The 18,920-nt window shown below is 71.3% G+C and carries 17 protein-coding genes; 8 read left to right on the forward strand and 9 right to left on the reverse strand.

Annotation, left to right across the window (positions count from 1 at the left end):
- Positions 1-52 precede the first annotated feature (52 nt).
- Together IFU40_RS01695 and IFU40_RS01700 are read right to left on the reverse strand one after the other, a co-directional pair.
- Positions 53-1,513 carry a sensor histidine kinase gene (locus IFU40_RS01695; RefSeq protein WP_191925169.1) on the reverse strand — a complete coding sequence of 487 codons (1,461 nt, stop codon included), beginning with the start codon at positions 1,511-1,513 and terminating at the stop codon, positions 53-55.
- The gene (locus tag IFU40_RS01700) at positions 1,510-2,244 is read right to left on the reverse strand and encodes a response regulator transcription factor (RefSeq protein ID WP_055832233.1); all 735 of its coding nucleotides are present in this window, start codon (positions 2,242-2,244) and stop codon (positions 1,510-1,512) included. Before IFU40_RS01700 ends, IFU40_RS01695 begins: the two co-directional genes overlap by 4 nt.
- A gap of 121 nt (positions 2,245-2,365) precedes the next feature.
- On the opposite strand from IFU40_RS01700, the gene IFU40_RS01705 reads away from it, so the two are divergent.
- The 3 genes from IFU40_RS01705 to IFU40_RS01715 all read left to right on the forward strand — a co-directional run bounded on the left by IFU40_RS01705 (position 2,366) and on the right by IFU40_RS01715 (position 5,298).
- Positions 2,366-3,838: an ABC transporter permease gene (locus IFU40_RS01705; protein ID WP_191925170.1), complete on the forward strand. Its 1,473-nt coding sequence runs from the start codon at positions 2,366-2,368 to the stop codon at positions 3,836-3,838.
- Positions 3,839-3,865: 27 nt separating this feature from the next.
- Positions 3,866-4,573 (forward strand): ABC transporter ATP-binding protein, encoded by a 708-nt coding sequence (locus IFU40_RS01710; protein ID WP_191925171.1) that lies wholly within the window; start codon positions 3,866-3,868, stop codon positions 4,571-4,573.
- Between the two features lie 206 nt (positions 4,574-4,779).
- Positions 4,780-5,298 (forward strand): SRPBCC family protein, encoded by a 519-nt coding sequence (locus tag IFU40_RS01715; protein ID WP_235560500.1) that lies wholly within the window; start codon positions 4,780-4,782, stop codon positions 5,296-5,298.
- Between the two features lie 2 nt (positions 5,299-5,300).
- On the opposite strand, the gene mnhG is transcribed toward IFU40_RS01715, so the two are convergent.
- From mnhG to IFU40_RS01750, 7 genes are all read right to left on the reverse strand, one after another.
- Positions 5,301-5,681 (reverse strand): monovalent cation/H(+) antiporter subunit G, encoded by a 381-nt coding sequence (mnhG, locus tag IFU40_RS01720; RefSeq protein WP_055832240.1) that lies wholly within the window; start codon positions 5,679-5,681, stop codon positions 5,301-5,303.
- Positions 5,678-5,944 carry a monovalent cation/H+ antiporter complex subunit F gene (locus tag IFU40_RS01725; protein ID WP_191925172.1) on the reverse strand — a complete coding sequence of 89 codons (267 nt, stop codon included), beginning with the start codon at positions 5,942-5,944 and terminating at the stop codon, positions 5,678-5,680. The genes mnhG and IFU40_RS01725 overlap by 4 nt, the downstream gene beginning before the upstream one ends.
- The gene (locus IFU40_RS01730) at positions 5,941-6,555 is read right to left on the reverse strand and encodes a Na+/H+ antiporter subunit E (protein WP_055832244.1); all 615 of its coding nucleotides are present in this window, start codon (positions 6,553-6,555) and stop codon (positions 5,941-5,943) included. Before IFU40_RS01730 ends, IFU40_RS01725 begins: the two co-directional genes overlap by 4 nt.
- The gene (locus IFU40_RS01735; RefSeq protein ID WP_055935241.1) at positions 6,552-8,108 is read right to left on the reverse strand and encodes a Na+/H+ antiporter subunit D; all 1,557 of its coding nucleotides are present in this window, start codon (positions 8,106-8,108) and stop codon (positions 6,552-6,554) included. The genes IFU40_RS01730 and IFU40_RS01735 overlap by 4 nt, the downstream gene beginning before the upstream one ends.
- Positions 8,105-8,686, reverse strand: coding sequence for a Na(+)/H(+) antiporter subunit C (locus tag IFU40_RS01740; protein ID WP_191916523.1), 582 nt, complete (start codon positions 8,684-8,686; stop codon positions 8,105-8,107). Before IFU40_RS01740 ends, IFU40_RS01735 begins: the two co-directional genes overlap by 4 nt.
- Positions 8,683-11,610, reverse strand: a complete 2,928-nt coding sequence (locus IFU40_RS01745; protein ID WP_055832257.1) for a Na+/H+ antiporter subunit A — start codon at positions 11,608-11,610, stop codon at positions 8,683-8,685. The genes IFU40_RS01740 and IFU40_RS01745 overlap by 4 nt, the downstream gene beginning before the upstream one ends.
- A 98-nt stretch (positions 11,611-11,708) precedes the next feature.
- Positions 11,709-12,758 (reverse strand): substrate-binding domain-containing protein, encoded by a 1,050-nt coding sequence (locus IFU40_RS01750; RefSeq protein ID WP_191925173.1) that lies wholly within the window; start codon positions 12,756-12,758, stop codon positions 11,709-11,711.
- A 77-nt stretch (positions 12,759-12,835) separates the two neighbouring features.
- On the opposite strand from IFU40_RS01750, the gene IFU40_RS01755 reads away from it, so the two are divergent.
- The 5 genes from IFU40_RS01755 to IFU40_RS01775 are packed head-to-tail and all read left to right on the forward strand — an operon-like array spanning position 12,836 to position 18,855.
- A complete protein-coding gene (locus IFU40_RS01755; RefSeq protein ID WP_191925174.1) occupies positions 12,836-14,071 on the forward strand; it encodes an MFS transporter in 1,236 nt (411 codons plus the stop codon).
- A gap of 32 nt (positions 14,072-14,103) precedes the next feature.
- On the forward strand, positions 14,104-14,799 hold the full coding sequence (nucS, locus tag IFU40_RS01760) for an endonuclease NucS (RefSeq protein ID WP_055832263.1): 696 nt from the start codon (positions 14,104-14,106) through the stop codon (positions 14,797-14,799).
- Positions 14,800-14,855: 56 nt separating this feature from the next.
- Complete coding sequence (locus IFU40_RS01765) at positions 14,856-15,548, forward strand: HAD hydrolase-like protein (protein WP_191925175.1); 693 nt, start codon at positions 14,856-14,858, stop codon at positions 15,546-15,548.
- A complete protein-coding gene (locus tag IFU40_RS01770; RefSeq protein WP_191925176.1) occupies positions 15,541-16,752 on the forward strand; it encodes a hypothetical protein in 1,212 nt (403 codons plus the stop codon). The genes IFU40_RS01765 and IFU40_RS01770 overlap by 8 nt, the downstream gene beginning before the upstream one ends.
- 39 nt (positions 16,753-16,791) lie before the next feature.
- Complete coding sequence (locus IFU40_RS01775; RefSeq protein WP_191925177.1) at positions 16,792-18,855, forward strand: bifunctional lysylphosphatidylglycerol flippase/synthetase MprF; 2,064 nt, start codon at positions 16,792-16,794, stop codon at positions 18,853-18,855.
- Positions 18,856-18,920 lie beyond the last annotated feature (65 nt).

Genomic DNA, 18,920 nt, shown 5'->3' on the forward strand with positions numbered 1-18,920 from the left:
GGTGCCAGAATTCGTCGCGGGGAACAGCGCGACGGCGACGAACTCTGGCCACTCACGCCGCAGGCAGCCGCACCTCGAACACCGTCCGGCCCGGCGCGCTCTCGACCGCGATCGAGCCCCCGTGCGCCGCCGTGATCGCCTGGGCGATCGACAAGCCCAGGCCCGTGCTGCCGGCGTCGCGGTTGCGCGAGTCGTCGCCGCGGGCGAAGCGCTCGAACAGCCGCTCCGCGATGCCGGGGTCGATCCCCGGGCCGGTGTCGGCGACGCGCAAAACGGCCTCGCCGCCCGCGCGTGCGAGCGACAGCGTCACCACCGTTCCGGCCGGCGTGTGCGTCTGGGCGTTGCGCAGCAGGTTCGCGACGACCTGGCGCAGGCGGTTCTCGTCGCCGGGCACCGATATGAGGTCGTCGGTGACGTCGAGGCGCCACTCGTGCGTGGCGTCCGCCGCCTGCGCGTCGCTTACGGCGTCGACGGCGAGAAGGGTCAGTTCCACCTCTTCGCGGCGCAGCGGCTGGCCGGCGTCCAGACGCGCCAGCAGCAACAGGTCGTCGACGAGGGATGCCATGCGCTCGGCCTCCGACTCGATCCGGTCGAACGAGCGGGCCTGCGTCGGGGTCATCGGACCGGCTTCGCCCAGCGACAGCTGCGCGTAGCCGCGGATGCTCGACAGCGGCGTGCGCAGTTCGTGACTGGCATCCGCGATGAACCGCCGCAGCTGCTCCTCGCTGTGCTGACGCGCGGCCAGCGACGACTGCACGTGCCCCAGCAGATCGTTGAGCGAGGAGCCCACCCGGCCCACCTCCGTATCGGCGTCGGTGTCGGCCGCGGCGACCCGGTCGGGGATGTCGACGCTCCCCGCGTCGAGCGACAGCGTCGACACGCGCTGGGCGACGTCGGCGACCCGGTCGAGCGGCCGTAGGCTCCTCCGCACGAAGAGCGACAGGGTGAGCACCGCGATGAGCAGGGTGACCGCCGAGACCGCGACGAGGATCCCCGTCAGCGCCGAGGTGGTCGCCGTCACATCGGCCTCCGAGTTGCCGGCGATGACCGTGATGCCGTCGTTCTCGGCCGCCGCGATGCGGAAGGCGCCGAGGTCTCCCCCCAGATCCACGGTCGTCGGTGTGCGGTCGGTCGCGACCGAAGAGCGCAGCTGGGCGACCTGATCGTCGCTCACCGTGACCTCGGTGCCGTCGGCGCGCGTGTACTCCGAGGTCTGCACCGAGCCGTCGCCGGCGATCACCACCAGCAGGGTGCCGACCCGCGGCGCGGGGCTCGCGGCATCCATTCCCGGGGGCCGGTCGGCATCGCTCCGCCCGTCGAAGCCGCCCCGTCCGGCCGCGAACGACAGTCCCTCGCGCACCTGTTCGTCGAGGCGGTCGAACGCGAAGGAGCGCAGCGACAGGATCGTCGCGACGCTCATCACGACGAAGGCGAGGGCCACGAGCACACTCGTCCCCGCCACGAGCGTGCGCCGCAGCGTCCAGCGGCGCCGGGTCCATCGCCCGTGCGTCATGGCGTCTTGATCGTGTAGCCGACCCCGCGGACCGTGTGGATGAGGGGCTCGCCGAGGGTGTCGATCTTCTTCCGCAGGTACGAGATGTAGATCTCGACCACGCTGCCGTTGCCGCCGAAGTCGTAGCTCCACACCTGGTCGAGGATCTGCGCCTTGCTCAGCACCCGCCGCGGATTCTGCATGAGGTAGCGCAGCAGTTCGAACTCCCTCGCGGTGAGCTTGATCGGGATGCCGCCGCGCTCGACCTCGTAGGACTCCTCGTCGAGCGACAGGTCGCCCACGCGCAGCCGCGGGTCGGCGTCGGCGACGGCGGCGACGTGGCGCCGGGCCATCCCGCGCAGACGCACGATGACCTCCTCGAGGTTGAAGGGCTTCGTGACGTAGTCGTCGGCCCCGGCCGAGATCCCCGCGATGCGGTCCTCCACCGCGTCCTTCGCGGTGAGGAACAGAACAGGGGCGTCGTTGCCGGCCGCGCGCAGACGCGACAGCAGTTCCCTGCCGTCGACGCCCGGCATCATGATGTCGAGCACGAGCAGATCGGGCGAGAACTCGCGGATGACACCCCACGCCTCCTGTCCGTTCGCGGCCGTGCGCACGTCCCAGCCCTCGTTCTGCAGCGCCATGCGCAGCAGCTCGCTGAGGTTCGCTTCGTCGTCGACGACGACGGCACGGATGGGAGAGCCGTCGGGGCGGGCCAGGGGTGCGGGGCGGGAGGTCACGAGAGCCAGCATGCAGCCTCACGGGCCCCGGAGTCACGCGACATACCCGCTTCATAGCAACGGTGAGGGAACGGTGAGGGCGTCGTTCCTACCTTCGGGAACACGGCCGCACCCCGCGTCCGAGAGGAGAGACATGTACGGCACCTACCTGCGGCGCGAACTCGCCGGCCGCACCAAACAGACCGTGATCGTCGCGGTCGGACTCGCGATCGCCATCGCGCTCGTCATCATCGTCAACGCGCTCTCGGCGGGCGTGCGCGACGCGCAGTCGCAGGCCCTCTCGTCGGTGTACGGGGTCGGCACCGACCTCACCGTCACCGGGGCGCAGGCCCAGCCCGGCGAAGACGGGGGCGGGCCGCGGTTCGACTTCGGCGCCGACGCCGGTTCGACGCAGGACGGCACGACCACCCTCAGCCAGTCGCGTCTCATGACCGACAGGATGCGCGCGACCCTCGACGCCTCGACCGTCACCACCGTCACCGGTCTCGACGGCGTGTCCGCCGCCACCGGGGCCCTGGCCCTGACGAACACGACGTTCTCGGGTCAGATGCCCGACCGCAGCGCCACCACCGACGCGGGCACGGGCACCGGAGGCGGCATGGGCGGCGGCGCGGGCCAGCCGCCGTCCGGCGGCCCCGGCGGCGACGGCGGCAGTGCCTTCGGCGTCGACTCGTTCAGCGTGCTGGGCGTCGACCCCGCCGCCACCGTCGGTCCGCTGTCGTCGGTGACGGTCACCGACGGCCGGGGCCTCACCGCTGCCGACGCCGGCACCGACGTCGCCGTGATCGACGCCACGTACGCGGCGAGCGCCGGGCTGGCCGTGGGCGGAACGATCGACCTGGGCGGAACGACGATGCAGATCGTCGGCGTCGTCGCCTCGGCGTCGTCCGATGCCGACACCGCGGCGAACGTGTACCTGCCGCTCGACGTCGCCCAGAGTCTCGCGGGCGTCGGCGACGTGGTCTCGACCGTCTACGTGCAGGCCGATTCCGCGGATGCCATCGACACGGTGCAGAGCGAGGTCTCGACCGCGCTGCCCGACGCCACGGTCAGCTCGCAGTCGGAGCTCGCCTCGACCGTCTCGGGCTCGCTGTCCAGCGCGTCATCGCTCATCTCGAACCTCGGCACCTGGCTGTCGATCGTGGTCCTGCTGGTGGCTCTGTCGCTCGCGGTGCTGTTCACGATCTCCGGCGTCGCACGCCGCACGCGGGAGTTCGGCACCCTCAAGGCCATCGGCTGGTCCAACGGCCGGATCGTCCGCCAGGTCGCCGGGGAATCGCTCGCGCAGGGGCTCATCGGCGGCGTCGCAGGTCTGATCCTCGGCCTCGGCGGCATCCTGCTGATCAACGTCATCTCGCCCACCGTCTCGGTGACGTCGAGCACCCCCACGAGTGGCCCCGGCGGTCAGGGCGGTCCCGGCGGTGGCGGCGGCTTCGGCCAGGCGGCCGCGCAGGCCACCGACATCGTGCTCAGCGCTCCCGTGACCCCCGTGGTCGTGGTGGCGGCCGTCGGCATCGCCGTGCTGGGCGGCGTGCTCGCCGGTGCCTTCGGCGGGTGGCGTGCCGCGCGCCTCAGCCCCGCCGCCGCCCTCCGCTCGGTCGCGTGACCGGCATCCCGTTTCGAAGGAGACATCATGACCCTCACCGCCCCCACCGACACGACGACCGCCTACCGCCTGCGGGGCGTCACCCGCACCTACCGCCAACGCGACACCACGGTGCAGGCGTTGGCCGGTGTCGACCTCGACATCGCCGCGGGCGACTTCGTCACCATCCAGGGCCCCACCGGCGGCGGCAAGTCGACGCTGCTGCAGATGCTCGGCGCTCTCGATCGCCCCTCCGCCGGGTCGGTGACGCTCGGCGACCTCGACATCGCGCGCGCCTCGAACGCCGACCTGAACCGCGTGCGCGCCGCCGAGATCGGCTTCGTGTTCCAGGGCTTCAACCTCATTCCCACGCTCACCGCCGCCGAGAACGTCGACATGGGCCTCGAACCGCTCGGTCTCGACGGCGACGAGCGGCGACGGCGCGTGACCGAGGCCCTGGAACGCGTGGGGCTCGCCGATCGCCGCGACCACCGCCCGGGCGAGCTGTCGGGCGGGCAGCAGCAGCGCGTCGCGATCGCGCGGGCGATCGCCAAGCAGCCCCGGGTGCTGCTGGCCGATGAGCCGACGGGCAACCTCGACGAGAGCATGCGCGACGAGATCCTCGAGGTGCTCGAGGGACTGAACGCCGAGGGCCTGACGCTCGTGGTTGTGACCCACGACTCCGCCGTCGCGCGGCGAGCCCGCCGCCGCCTGCGCCTGGCGAAGGGCGTGGTGACCGACATCACGGCCGGCTGACTCGGCCAGGCTCGACCTCGGTACCCCGAGGCCGCTGAGCCCACCGAAGCGACCGGGCGTTCCTCGACGCCCGGTCGCTTCGCCGTCCCCGTCGACGGCTCCGCAGCTCCCCCCTCGTCAAGTCCCGAGGCCGCCGAGCCGCCCGCGCCGTAAAGTCGAGTCACGACGACCGAGGGGACACCATGGCCGCCCGAAACACTCGCTTGATGCGCTGCACGCCCGACGACCTGTTCGCCGTGCTGTCCGACGGCTGGCTGTACCCCGTGTGGGTCGTCGGGGCGGCGCGCATGCGCGACGTCGACGAGCACTGGCCGCGCGAGGGCGCGCGCATCCACCACTCCCTCGGCATCTGGCCGGTCATGATGCACGACGAGACCGAGATCGTCGAGTGGTCTCCGCCGCACCGGCTGCGGCTGCGGCCGAAGGCCGGCATCCTGGGTCGCGGGGTGATCCGCATCGACGCCCGTCCGCACGCCGACGGCACCGCGGTCACGATCCTCGAGGAGCCCGTCTCGGGCGCAGCGTCACTGCTGCCCGCGGCCCTGTGGAAACCGATGCTCGTCCTGCGCAACCACGAGTGCCTCAACCGCCTGGCGTTCCTGGCCGAAGGCCGCCGCGAAGAGCGCGAGGCACGCGAACTCGATCACCGCACCGAGACGCCCGACCCGCAGGACGGCACCCCGTCGCCGCAGGCACGCGAAGACGTGCGCGACGCCGGCGTCTGACCTCAGCTCTCGGGGCGCGACTGCGCGCCCGTCGCTCCGGGCTGCTCGGTGCTGTGGTGCAGTTCGTCGATGTACAGGTTCTTCTCGTCGGTCGTGCGGTTGCGGTACGCGGCGCGTCCGACCATGTGGGCGGCCAGAGGAGCGGTCGCGAACTGGATGAGCACGATCGGGATGCCGAAGGCGAGGGCCTCCCACGTGCGCAGCGACAGCGCGACCGCCGACACGATGAGCAGTACGCCGAGCACCTGCGGCTTGGTGGCCGCGTGCAGACGGGTCGGCACGTCGCGCCAGCGCAGCAGGCCAATCGTCGCGGTCAGGCACAGAACCGCGCCGATGAGCACGAGCACGAGCGCGACGGTGTCGAGAACGGAGTCGAGGGTCATCTCGGGTTCTCCTTGCGCGCGACGAAACGGGCGACCGCGATCGAGCCGAACACGCCGACCGCGGCGATGATGAGCATCGCGGGCAGCGACTGGGTGTGCTTGTTGATCACCATGTCGGCGCCCAGGATGCAGAGCACCTCGGTGAGCAGCACGTCGGCGGCCACGGCGCGGTCGAGGATCGACGGGCCGATCACGAGGCGGATCAGCGCCAGCACCGCGGCGGCGGCGAAGACGGCGACGATGACGACGACGAGCGGGTTCACAGCAGGGTCCTCCCGTCGCGCGGGGTCTCGGCTCCGTGCCGGGCATCGGCATCGGACTCGGCGATCTTGGCCCGCAGCTCCTGCAGCTCTTCCTTCGAGCCGACGGCCCGCGTGATGCGGGCTTCCCAGCCGAGCACGACGCGGCGCTGATGCTCGGCATCCGCATCGCTTCGCACGCCGATGGTGTGCAGGAACAGGGTGCGGTTCTCGCGATCGACGTCGACGATGAGCGAGCCGGGAATGAGGGATGCCGTGACGGCGGTGTGCGCCATGATCACGTCGTCGTCGACACGCAGCGGCACCGCGATGATCGCGGCCCCCGGCTGCCGCCGGAGATCGACGACCTGCCACGCCACGATGAGCGAGCCGCGGATCACCGCGCCGAGGAAGGTGACGACGAAGACGAGCCCGTACCAGAGGTTGATGCGGCCGGACAGCTCGACCGGGGGCAGGCGGAACACCCGCGTGACGAAGATCGCCGCCACCAGACCGGTGAGGAACGCCAGCCACGTGAACTGGCCCCACAGCAGCATCCACAGGGCGACCAGCCACACCAGGAACGGCAGCTGGTGCAGGAACAGCCCCACCTGGGACCGGCGCGACGGGCTCATTGCTGACCCGCCTGTTCCCGCACCTGCACGAGACTCACGCCGTCGGTGATGGTGACGCCCGCCCGCAGGCACATGTCGAGCAGCGGGCCCGCGAACACCGTCAGCGCCAGGGTGACGGCCACCATGCCGACGGTCGCCGAGGTCATGATGCGCGGGATCGCGCGACGCTCGGTCGAGATCGTCGCGGCGGGGGCGTTGCCGAGGTAGGCGACGCGCTCCATCGTCTCGGGCGAATCCTCGTTCTCGCGCCAGAACGACAGATTCCACGCGCGCATCAGCGCGTAGAGCGTCAGGATCGACGTCGCGATCCCGCCCACGATCAGCACCATCATCACCGGCGTCCCCACCTGGGCCGCCGCGTCGAACAGCGCGTACTTGCCGATGAAGCCCGAGAAGGGCGGCAGACCGCCGAGGTTGATGGCCGGGATGAAGTACAGCACCGCCAGAAGGGGCGCGGCCCGCATGAGGCCCTTCACCTTGAGGATCGAGGTGCTGCCCGCGCGGCGCTCGATGAGGCCCACCGCGAGGAACAGCGTGGTCTGCACGATGATGTGGTGGACGATGTAGTAGATCGTCGCCCCCACCGCCAGCGGCGTGTTGATGGCCAGGCCGAAGATCATGTAGCCGATGTGGCTCACGAGCGTGAACGACAGGATGCGTTTGAGTTCGGCCTGCGCGACGGCGCCCAGGATGCCGACGATCATCGTCGACAGCGCCACCATCATCAGCAGGAAGTTGAGGTCGTTGTCGACGAACAGCTGCGTCTCGGTGCGGATGATCGCGTAGACGCCCACCTTGGTCAGCAACCCGGCGAACACCGCGGTCACCGGCGCCGGAGCCGTGGGGTACGAGTCGGGCAGCCAGAACGACAGGGGGAACACGGCCGCCTTGATGGCGAACGCGAGAAGCAGCATGAGATGCAGGATCGTCTGGGTGTCCTGCGGCAGCAGCGCCATGCGCTCGCTGATCTGCACCATGTTGACCGTGCCGAGCGCGCCGTAGACCATCGCGATCGCGGCGAGGAAGAGGATCGACGACACCAGCGAGACGACGATGTAGACGACCCCTGTGCGGATGCGCGACTCGGTACCGCCGAGGGTGATGAGCACGTACGAGGCGACCAGCAGGATCTCGAAGCCCACGTAGAGGTTGAACAGGTCGCCCGCGATGAAGGCGTTGAAGATGCCCGCGCCGAGGATGAGGTAGGCCGGGTAGAAGATCGAGACCGGGGTGTCCTCGTCGTTGTCGGCGGCTCCCTGACCGATCGAGAACAGCAGCACGGCGAGCAGCACGATGCTGGTGACCACCACCAGGAGCGCGGCGAGCACGTCGACGTACAGCACGATGCCGAACGGGATGTCCCACGCGGCGATGGCCACGGCGAGGGGGCCGTTCGTGTCGACCTCGACGAGCAGCACGGCGCCCAGCACGAGCACGGCCGCGAGAGAGGCCACCGACACGACGATCTGCGTCTTCTTGCGACGGCCGAACACGAGGTTGATCGCGGCGCCGATGAGCGGGATGCCGACGAGCAGGGGAACGAGGGCGCTCACGCGCGATCACCATCCTGGGGGTCGCGGGAGTCGGGGGTGGGAGCGTCGTCGTCGTCGCGCTGCACGGCGACGCGGTCGACCGGTGCGTCGTCGACGAGCTGCGACAGGTCGCCCTGGTGCAGCACCCGGATGGGCGAGGCCACGTCGCCCACGAAGTCGGTGGTGACGTCGTCGTCGTCGGAACGCGACTCTTCGTCCATGGCGTCTTCGGGCTCGGTCGCCGTGCGCGTGCGAAGAGCCACATCGTCGGCGTCGTCGATGACCGTGTCGGCCTGACCCAGCTGCCAGGAGCGGTAGATCAACGCGAGCAGGAACGCCGAGATGCCGAACGTGATGACGATGGCCGTCAGGGTCAGCGCCTGCGGCAGCGCGTCGGACATGTCGGCGGGGTCGGTCTGCCCGTCGTAGAACGGCGCCCTACCCGGGGCGCCCATGACGATGAGAAGCAGCAGATTGGCGGCGTTGCCCAGCAGAAGGAAGCCGATGAGCACGCGGGTCAGGCTGCGCTCGAGCATGGCGTACACGCCGCACGCGAAGAGCACGGCCATCACGATGACGAGGACGAGAGAGATGGTCACGGGCCCACCACCTCCGCGTCTTCGGGATGCAGGGACTGCCGGTCGACCTCGGCGCCGAGGCTGCGCAGCACATCGAGCACCAGGCCGATGACGACGAGGTAGACGCCCACGTCGAAGATCGTGCTGGTGACGAACTCCCAGTGACCGATGAGCGGCAGCTCGCCCTCGAACGTGAAGCTCTGCAGAGGCGCGAACCCGAAGGCCATCGGCACCAGCGCGCACAGCACGGCGATCGCCATGCCCGCGCCCAGCAGCCGGCCGGCGTCGGTGGGGGCGGCGGCGCCGAGCTCCCATCGCCCCCCGGCGATGTAGCGCATGACCAGGCCCATGCCGGCGACGAGACCGCCGGCGAAGCCGCCGCCGGGGAGGTTGTGCCCGGCGAACAGCAGGTACAGCGACACGATCATGATCGAGTGGAAGAGCACCCGGATGATGATCTCGAGCAGGATCGACCGGTTCTCGGGCTGCACCTTCGAGCCCGAGATGAGCCAGGCCCGCGGAGCATCGGTCTCGCCCACGCGCTGGGCCCGCACTCCGCTGTCGGTCTCGACGAGCGGGCGACGGCGACCGAGACCCGTGCGACTGCGGGCCGTGCCCGAGCGCCGCGACAGGTTGTCGCTGCGGTCGGTGATGAAGACGAGCGATGCCACGCCCGTGGCCGCGAGCACGAGCACCGAGAGCTCGCCCATGGTGTCCCACCCGCGCAGGTCGACCAGCGCGACGTTGACGACGTTGCGCCCGTGGCCGATCTCGTACGCCAGCGCCGGCCACTCGAGCGAGATGGGGAGGTCTTGCCGCGCGCCGGTCGCGACGACGGCGACCAGGGCCATGGTGAGACCCACGCCGGCGCCGAGCACGGCGCGCGCGAGGGGGGCGACCGATTCGTTCTGCTCGCCCATGCGGGCCGGCAGACGCCGAAGCACGAGCGCGAACACGACCAGGGTCACGGTTTCGATGAGCACCTGCGTGAGGGCGAGGTCGGGGGCACCGCTGGTGGCGAAGAGCACGACCATGCCGAGGCCGGTGACCGACACGAGCGCGACGCCGGTGTAGCGCTTGCGCGCCCGCACGGCGAGGATGCCCGCGGCGATCATGATCGGCGCCGAGATCAGCTGCGCCGGCGACTGCCACGCGTCGAGCTGCGCGCGCCACTCGCTCGAGGCGAGCAACGCGGTGCCCTCGGCCACCACGAGAACGACGAAGATCGTGCCCACGTAGAACGGCAGCGAGCCGCGCTGGAAGCGCGCGGTGACCCACTCCGACGTGTGGTCGATGCCGCGCAGGGTGGCGTTGTAGACGTCGTTCGCCGTGAACGGCAGCACGCGGCGGCGCTTGTGCAGCTGCGTCTTGCGCACGACCCAGAACACCCCGGCGCCGAGCGCGAGCGTGCCCAGCGAGATGAACAGCGCCGGCTCCAGACCGTGCCAGAGCGCGAGGTGGTACGGGTACTCGGGCGCGGGAACGCCGGCCGTCGCCTCGGGCAGCTCGTCGGCGTAGGGCGCGAGCCAGTGGTCGACGATCGGAGCGAGGAAACCGAGCGCGAGCGAGGCCGCCGACAGCAGCACAGGGGCCGAGAGGAAGCCGATGGGCGGGTCGGGCCACTCGGTCTTCTCGACGTCGCGCTTGGTCCAGTACGCACCCCAGAGGAACCGGATGCCGTACGCCGCCGTCAGAGCGGAACCCAACACGATGCCGATCAGGGCGACGAGACCCCATCCGGCGCCGCCCTCGGCCTCGTGCAGCAGGGCGGTGAGAGCAGTCTCTTTCGCGACGAAGCCCAACGTGGGGATGACGCCGGCCATCGACGCGATCGCGATGAACGAAGCCGTGGCCATGACCGGGGCCTGGCGTCCGACACCCGAGAGCTCGCCGATGTCACGCGTGGAGAGCTGACGGTCGATGACGCCGACCACGAGGAACAGGCACGACTTGAACAGAGCGTGACTGAGCAGCAGGGCGACGCCGGCGAGGGCGGCATCGCGCGTTCCGTAGCCCAGCATGACGGTGAGGAAGCCGAGCTGGCTGACCGTACCGAAGGCCAGGATGCGCTTCAGGTCGCGTTCGCGCAGCGCCTGGAAACCGCCCAGCAGCATGGTGAAGACACCGAGGGTGATCAGCGTCGGGCGCCAGAACGGGGTGTCGGCGAAGCCGGGGGCGAGCCGCGCGATGAGGTAGATGCCGGCCTTCACCATGGCGGCGGCGTGGAGGTAGGCGCTCACCGGGGTGGGAGCGGCCATGGCGCCGGGGAGCCAGAAGTGGAAGGGGAAGATGGCCGATTTGCTCAGCGCGCCCACGAGCAGCAGCAGCACGGCGATGTCGACGACCGTCCCCACGGGGGGATCGGCGAGGATCGCCGACAGGCTCGAGGTGCCCGCCTGCACCACCAGCAGCACCACGCCGATCAGCATGACCAGGCCGCCGAGGGTCGTCACGAGCAGCGCCTGGAGGGCGGCACGGCGACTCGCCGCACGACCGTGGTAGTAGCCGATGAGCAGGTACGACAGCACGCTCGTGGCTTCCCACAGCATGACGAGCACGACGATGTCGTCGGTGAGCACGAGGCCGTACATCGCGCCGGCGAAGGCCAGCAGCACGGCCGAGAACTGCCCGACGCCCTGCGTCTTGCCGCGGAAGTACCAGCGGCAGTAGAGCATGACGAGCGCGCCGACGCCCGTGACGACGAGGGTGAGCAGCCAGCCCAGCACGTCCATGCGCATCGAGAGCGAGACGCCCAGCGCGGGAATCCACTGGTATTCCTCAAACGGAATGTCTCCGCCGAAGACCGACGCGGCCTGCACGATGGCGAAGGCGAAGGCGAGTGCCGGAAGCACCGCCGCGACGTAGAACGCCCGAGCTCCGATGCGTGAGACGAGCCACGGGAGCAGGAGCGGGAGAGCCGCGAAGGCGCCGAGGAATATCAGCATGGTCGGGCCTCCTCGGGTGTCGACGGGCGGAGTGCCCGGGCTCTCGGGGTGTCGTGACTATTCTATGCGGAGCATGAGACTCGTCGCTGCCCGCGACCTCATGTGGTACGCGGCGGCGCGGTCGTCGTGCCCTCGCGGAACGTGCACGACAACCGCAGACCCGAGGGCACGGCATCCTCGAGCATCGCGGCGACGGCCTCGCCGGCCGCGCGGCCCTTGGCGGTGGCCGGCTGCACCAGCGTCGTGAGGACGTGCGGCGCCAGGCCGTCGACGACGACGCCGTCGAACCCCGTCACGCTGACGTCGTCGGGAACCCGGAGGCCCGCCTCTTCGGCGGCGCGGATGACCCCGGCCGCCAGCAGGTCGCTCTGCGCGATCACCGCGGTGGGGCGATTCGCGGGGTCGGCGAAGAGCGTGCGCCCGGCGATCGCGCCCTCGTCGATCGAGCTGGTGGCCGCGGCCAGAGCGGGCGCGTCGGGGAACACGCGACGGGCCCCGGCCAGTCGATCGGCGGTGACGTCGACGCGAACGACCTCGTCGGACGCGATCCAGCCCCGCCGCCGCGACGTGTCGATCGGCAGGGTGACGAGAACGACGTCGCTGTGCCCGAGGCCGGCCAGGTGTTCGGCGGCGGCGGACTGCGCCTCGATGTTGTCGAGCAGCACGCGCGGGATCCCCTCGCCGGCGTCGCCCTCGACGACGACGACCGGGATGCCGCGTCCGCGGACGATCTCGAGCGAGTCGCGCATGCGGGGGCTGCACCCGATCAGCACGGCGGCGTCGATGGGCGCGGTGTGCAGCGACGGCTCGCTCACCGTCTCACCGTCGTCGCGCAGCAGGAGCAAGGCCGCACCCAGGCGCGAGACCCCGTCGGCGAGGCCGTCCATCATGTGCGTGGTCACCGGGTCGAGGAAGGCGGTTCCGAGGTGCTGGTCGAAGACGACGCCGACGATGCCCGACCGTCCGCGCCGCAGAGAGGCCGCGCGCGGGTCGGGCCCGGTGTACCCGAGACTCTGCGCCGCGGCGAGCACGCGTGCCCGGGTGGCCTCCGAGGTGGGGGTCTTGCCGCTGAAGACCACCGAGGCGGTCGACGGCGAGACGCCCGCCTCGCGGGCGACGTCGCTGATGGTGGCGCGTCGGGTGCTCACGGGCCGATCGTAACCCGCGACACGCGCGCTTCCGAATCGATTCGATCGACGTCGAATCGATTCGGTACAGTGGCGCCATGCATTCCACGCTGACCCGGTCCCAACTCGTGCGTTGGCACGTCGCGATCTGCGCCATCTTCCTCGCGAGCGGACTCAGCATCTCGACCTGGGCCTCCCGCGTGCCGGCGATCCGCGAGTCGCTCGGCATCGAGAACTCCGGCGTCGGGCTCCTGCTGCTCGGCATGGGCGTGGCATCCATCATCGGACTCTCCATCGCCCCCGCCGTCATGGCCCGCATCGGCGCCCGCACGGGAATGCTCGTCGCGCTGGTGCTCGTGGGCGTGGGCCTGGCCATCATCGGCTTCGGCACCGACTCCCTGCAGCTCTTCGCCGTCGCGCTCGTGGGCCTCGCCCTGTTCGGGTTCGGCAACGGCGCCGTCGACGTGATGATGAACGTCGAGGGCGCCGCCCTCGAAAAGGCCACGGGCCGCACGATCATGCCCCTGCTGCACGCCTTCTTCAGCTTCGGAACGGTGATCGGCGCCGCCCTCGGCTTCGTCGCCGTGCGCTTCGACATCCCGGTCGTCGCGCACTGCGTGGCCATGGGCGTGGTCATCGTCGTGGTGGCGTTCGTCTCGGTCGCCAACGTTCCCCGCGCCGAGGCCGCGATGGACGCCCCCGTCGCCGAGGAGCGCGCTCACTGGCGCGAGCGCCTCGCGGTCTCGCTGCAGGCCTGGCGCGAGCCGCGCACCTACACGCTCGGCGTCATCATGCTGGGCATGGCGTTCGCCGAGGGCAGCGCGAACGACTGGCTCCCCTCGGCCGTCGTGTACGGTCACGGAGCACCCGAAGAGGCCGGCCCCGCCGTGCTCGCGGTGTTCTCGGTCGCGATGACCGTCGGACGCATCGCCGGCGGACCGGTGGTCGATCGTCTCGGTCGCGTGCTGGTGCTGCGGGTGCTGGCGGCCACCGCGGCCGCGGGCCTGCTGCTGTTCATCCTCGCGCCGTTCGGCCCGTGGGTGTTCGTGGGCGCGGCACTGTGGGGTCTCGGTGCCTCCCTCGGCTTCCCGATCGGCATGTCGGCCGCCGCCGACGACCCCGCCAAGGCCGCCTCGCGCGTGGCCGCCGCGGCGACCATCGGGTATGTCGCATTCCTCTGCGGTCCCCCGATCCTCGGGTGGATCGGCGACCACATCGGGCTGCTCAACACGCTGCTCATCGTGGTCGGCCTGATCGTGGCATCCGGTCTCTTCTCTGGCGCGGCCAAGCCGCTCGTCGTCGAGAGCGCCGAGGCCGAGAAGGCCCGTCGCTGACACCCGGCGGCGAGCGCGATTAGGCTCGACGGGTGCGTCTCGTCATCGCCCGTTGCTCCGTCGATTACACCGGCCGACTCAACGCGCATCTCCCCCTCGCCACCCGCCTGCTCGTGCACAAGGGCGACGGCAGCCTGCTCGTGCACTCCGACGGCGGCTCGTACAAGCCGCTCAACTGGATGAGCCCGCCGTGCAGTCTCACGCTCGAGCAGCCCGATGAGGCCGACGTCGAAGACGGCGTGATCGAGCGGTGGCGTGTCACCCACGCCAAGACGGGCGACGCGCTGCTGGTGCGCATCCACGAGGTCGTCCACGATTCCTCGCACGAGCTCGGCGTCGACCCCGGCCTCATCAAGGACGGCGTCGAGGCCGACCTGCAACGTCTGCTGGCCGAGCAGGTCTCGGTCGTCGGCGAGGGCCTGCGACTCGTGCGTCGCGAATACCCCACGGCGATCGGTCCGGTCGATCTGCTGCTGCGCGACGACGCCGGCGGCACCGTCGCGATCGAGGTCAAGCGCCGCGGCGACATCGACGGCGTCGAACAGCTCACGCGTTACCTCGAGCTGCTCAACCGCGACCCCCTGCTCGCTCCGGTCACCGGCATCTTCGCGGCCCAGGAGATCAAGCCCCAGGCCCGCGTGCTCGCCACCGACCGCGGCATCCGCTGCCTCACCCTCGACTACGACGAGATGAAGGGCGTGCAGTCGGGGGCGCCGCGGCTGTTCTGACGCACTCCACGCGTGGGGAGCGAGCCGGGCCGATGCCGCGCCGGTAGCGTGGGAACATGCCCGTACGCTCCCCCTTCTCGTGTGTCCTGTGGGACGTCGACGGCACTCTCGTCGACGCGTCCGAGGGGATCCTCCGTCGCCTGACGATCACCCTCGAGCACTTCGGACGCACTCCGCCGACGCGGGGAGAACTGTCGCACTGGATCGGGCCGCCCATGTTCGAGTCCTTCCAGGTGAACGTCGGAATGACGCCCGAGCAGGCCACCGAGGCCGTCACGTTCTATCGCGGTCTCAACCGCAGCGAGGGCTACACCGTCAGCGCACGGCTGTATCCCGGCGTGGGCGAGATCGTGCACGACCTGCACGCCGCCGGTGTGCCGCAGTCGACGGCCAGCTCGAAGCCCGAGGTGCAGGTCGTGGCCCTGATGGACCACTTCGGTCTCGCCCCCGACCTCCAGGCCGTGGTCGGCGCGTCGCTCGACGAACGCACCCTGAGCACGAAGTCCGACGTCGTCCGCGAGGCCCTGCGGCGACTGGAGGCACAGGGTGTCGACGTCTCGCGCCCCGTGCTGATCGGCGATCGTCACCACGACGTCGAGGGCGGTCGGGATGCCGAGGTGCCCGTGATCTTCGTGCGCTGGGGGTTCAGCTGGCCGCACGAGTCCGAGGGCGCGCAGGCCGCCGTCGACGACGTCGACCAGTTGCGGGCCCTGCTGCTCGTCGACGACGCCCCCGCCGACCGTGACTGACGTCGCCTGGGCGATCCCCGCGGCGATCGCGCTCACCGGCGGTCTGCTCGTCGCGGCGATCGTCGTGCTGGTCGTTCGGGTGCGTCATCGCTCACCGCGTGCGCAGGCGGCGGCGGCCGAGGCCGTCATCGCCGCCGAAGCCGCCCTGCTCGACCTCGACGATGCGGTGAACTCCCTCGACATCGCCTTCGAAGCGGCCGACGCCCTGCCCGCGGGCGATGCCCCGGCAGATCTGCGTCGGGCGTACACCGCCGCCCAACGCGCTCGCGACCGCGGGTTCTCCGACGTCTCGTCGCTGCGACGGGGCGCGGTCGTCCCCGCGCGACGACGTGTCGAGGCCGAGCGGCTGCGCGCCGGGCTCGTGTCGCAGCTCGCCCGCGTCGAGGCGACGCGCACGCAGCTCGCCGCCTGGTCGACGGCGCATCGCACCCCGGCCGCACTCGTCGCAGCCGCACGTCGGCGCCGCGACGAGGCCGTCACCTCAGCGGGCGACCCGGCCCCGCTGCTCGCGGCACTGGGCGACCGCTTCGACGCCGACGATTGGCGCGACGCCGCCCTCTCGGCGCGGGCCGGCCATGCCGCGCTGATCGAGGCCGATACCGAGATCGACCGCGCTGCGGCACGCGCCGCCGATGTCGCAACCGTGATGATGCACCTGCACCGTTCGACCGACGCCACCCGCCGAGCCGGACGCCACCTGCGTGCCGTGGAGGACTCCCACCGCATCGCCCTGCAGGCCGCCGACAACGTCACCGCCGAGCTGGCTGCGGCCCGCGCCGAACTGGGCGCGGCGATCGAGCTCGCGACCGCCCGCGCCGACGCGTGCGCGCCCGGCGCGCAGGCGCGTCTGCGCTCCGCGGTCCGCGACCTCGACGACGCGGCCGCCCACGCTCCCCGTCGCCCGCGCACCGCCGTCGAAACCGTGGCGCGGGTGCGCGAGATGCGCGACGACGCCCTCGGCGAGGCGCCGAGCACCCGGAATCGGCTCGAGGTCGCCCGCACGGCCCTGCCCGGAACCCTCGCCTGCGCGCGTGCCGCCCTCGCCGCGGCCGACGCGCGCGAGGGCGTTCTGGCCATCGACGCCCGACTGCGCCTCGAGACCGCGCGTCGCGAGTTGGCAGCGGCCCGGGCGGCCACCGACGCGGTCGTCGCCCTGGCCAACGCGCGCGCCGCCTGGCACGCCGTATCCTCGGCCGAGCTCTGAGCGAGAGGCCGAGAGCGGCCGTGCCCTATCTTTAGCGGCATGAGGGAGAACACCACGACCCGCCGCGTGAGCGCGGTCGCGCGCCGCATCCCGGCCACGCTCGCACTCGTCGGCATCCTGATCCTCGTCGGCGTCGCGGTGGGTGCGCTGTGGCAGCCGTTCACCGCGTCTCCCCTGTTTTCGAGCGTGGCCTACGGCCTGCCGGCGCTCGAGGCGGGCCGCTGGTGGACGCCGCTCACCGGCTCGTTCTTCATCGGCGCCCCCTGGGTCTACGCGCTCGTCGTTCCGGGTCTGGCCGGCATGGCGCTGCTGGAGTTCCGTCGGGGCAGTCGCGTGGCACTGGCCTACTTCGGCACCGGCCAGCTCTTCTCCGTTCTCGCCGCGGCCGCGTTCCTGTGGGGCGCCGCCCTGCTCCCGTGGGCGTGGGCCCAGGAGCAGGCGATGGCCCTCGGCGTGGGACCCTCCGGCGGCATCGTCGCCTGCCTCGCGGCCGCCGTCGGGGTCCTGCCCTCACCCTGGCGCCTGCGGGCCGGCACGACGCTGATCGCCGTCCTGTCGGTGACATTCCTGTACTGGGGAACGTTGTCCGACCTGCAGCACGTGTTCGCCGCCACGCTGGTGCTGGGCGTCGACCGCTCCCTGCGCCCGCAACGCGTGAGTGTGCGCGAGCAGCGACTGATCGCGTTCGCTCTGGTGTGCACCCTCGGGGCGATGGAGATCATCGGCTACGTCGCTCCCATGACGGGCCCGTTCGGCTCGTCGGGCCCCGCCGACGGCTCGTGGCTCGACGTCGCCGTCAACACCGTGCTCGTGCTCGTCGTCGCCCTGGCGCTCCACCGCGGTCGGCGCTGGGCGTGGATCGTGCTCCTGACCTACAGCGCCCTGAACCTCGTGCTCGTTCTGCTCACGCTGCTCCTCGCCCTGCTCGTGGGCGTGACCGAGCTCGAAGCCGACCTGGATGCCGACCTCACCAGCATCCTCGCCTCGTCGACGCTGTGGATCCTGGCGGCGGCGTATTTCGTGCTCGTGCGCGCCGCTTTCCGCGCCCGCCCGCGCGCGGCCCTCGGCGACGCGCCCGCCCCCGGGGTCGAAGACGTGAAGACCGAGCTGCGGGCCTCGGGCGGCGGGACCCTGTCGTGGATGACCACGTGGGAGGGGATGTCGTACGCGCGATTCGGCCGGGGGATCGTCGCTTACCAGCGGCGCTCGGGCGTGGCGCTCGCCCTGGCCGATCCGCTCGGTCCGGTCGAGACGCGCGCCGCCACCGTGCGGGCGTTCATCGAGAGCGCCGAGGCCGCCGGGCTCGCGCCCTGCTTCTTCAGCGCCGACGACGCGACGCGTGCGGCGGTGCCCTCGGACTGGCGCAGCATCGTGGTGGCCGACGACACCGTCGTCGACCTGCCGGGTCTGGCTTTCACCGGCAAGGCCTGGGGCGACGTGCGCACGTCGCTCAACCGCGCACAGCGCGAGGGGATGACGTTCCGTCTCTCGCGCCTCGCCGACGAGACCTGGGGCGTGCGTCAACAGCTGCGTGCCATCTCCGAGAGCTGGGTCGACGAGAAGGACCTGCCCGAGATGGGGTTCACGCTCGGCACCCTGCACGAGGCGGCCGACCCCGAGGTCCGCATCGCCCTCGCCGTCTCGCCGCACGGCGACGTCGACGGCTTCCTGTCGTGGCTGCCGATCTACGGCGATGGGGCGGTGCGCGGGTGGACGCTCGATCTCATGCGCCGACGCGAAGGCGGGTTCGGGCCGGTGATGGAGTACCTGATCGGCTCGTCGGCGCAGCAGTTCTCCACGGAGGGGGCGGCCGTGATGTCGCTGTCCGGCGCGCCGCTGGCGCACGAGTACCCCGCCGACGCCGGGGCCATCGTCGACCTGCAGGCGCGCATGGCGAGCATGCTGGAGCCCGTGTACGGGTTCGCCTCGCTGCACCGCTTCAAGCAGAAGTTCCACCCGCGGTACGAGACGCTCTCGCTCCTCTACCGCGACGAGGCCGACCTCGCGCGCATCGGTGCCGCTCTGACGCGGGCGTTCCTGCCGCACGCCACGATCCGGCAGTTCGCCTCCGCGGGCGTCGATCTCGTGCGCCACGAACAGTGAAGGCCCCGGCCGCGCACGATCGTCGAGTGACGCGAGCGCGGCCGAGGCCGATCCGGGACGTGCCC

Source organism: Microbacterium sp. CFBP 13617 (assembly GCF_014839445.1).
Lineage (GTDB): Bacteria > Actinomycetota > Actinomycetes > Actinomycetales > Microbacteriaceae > Microbacterium.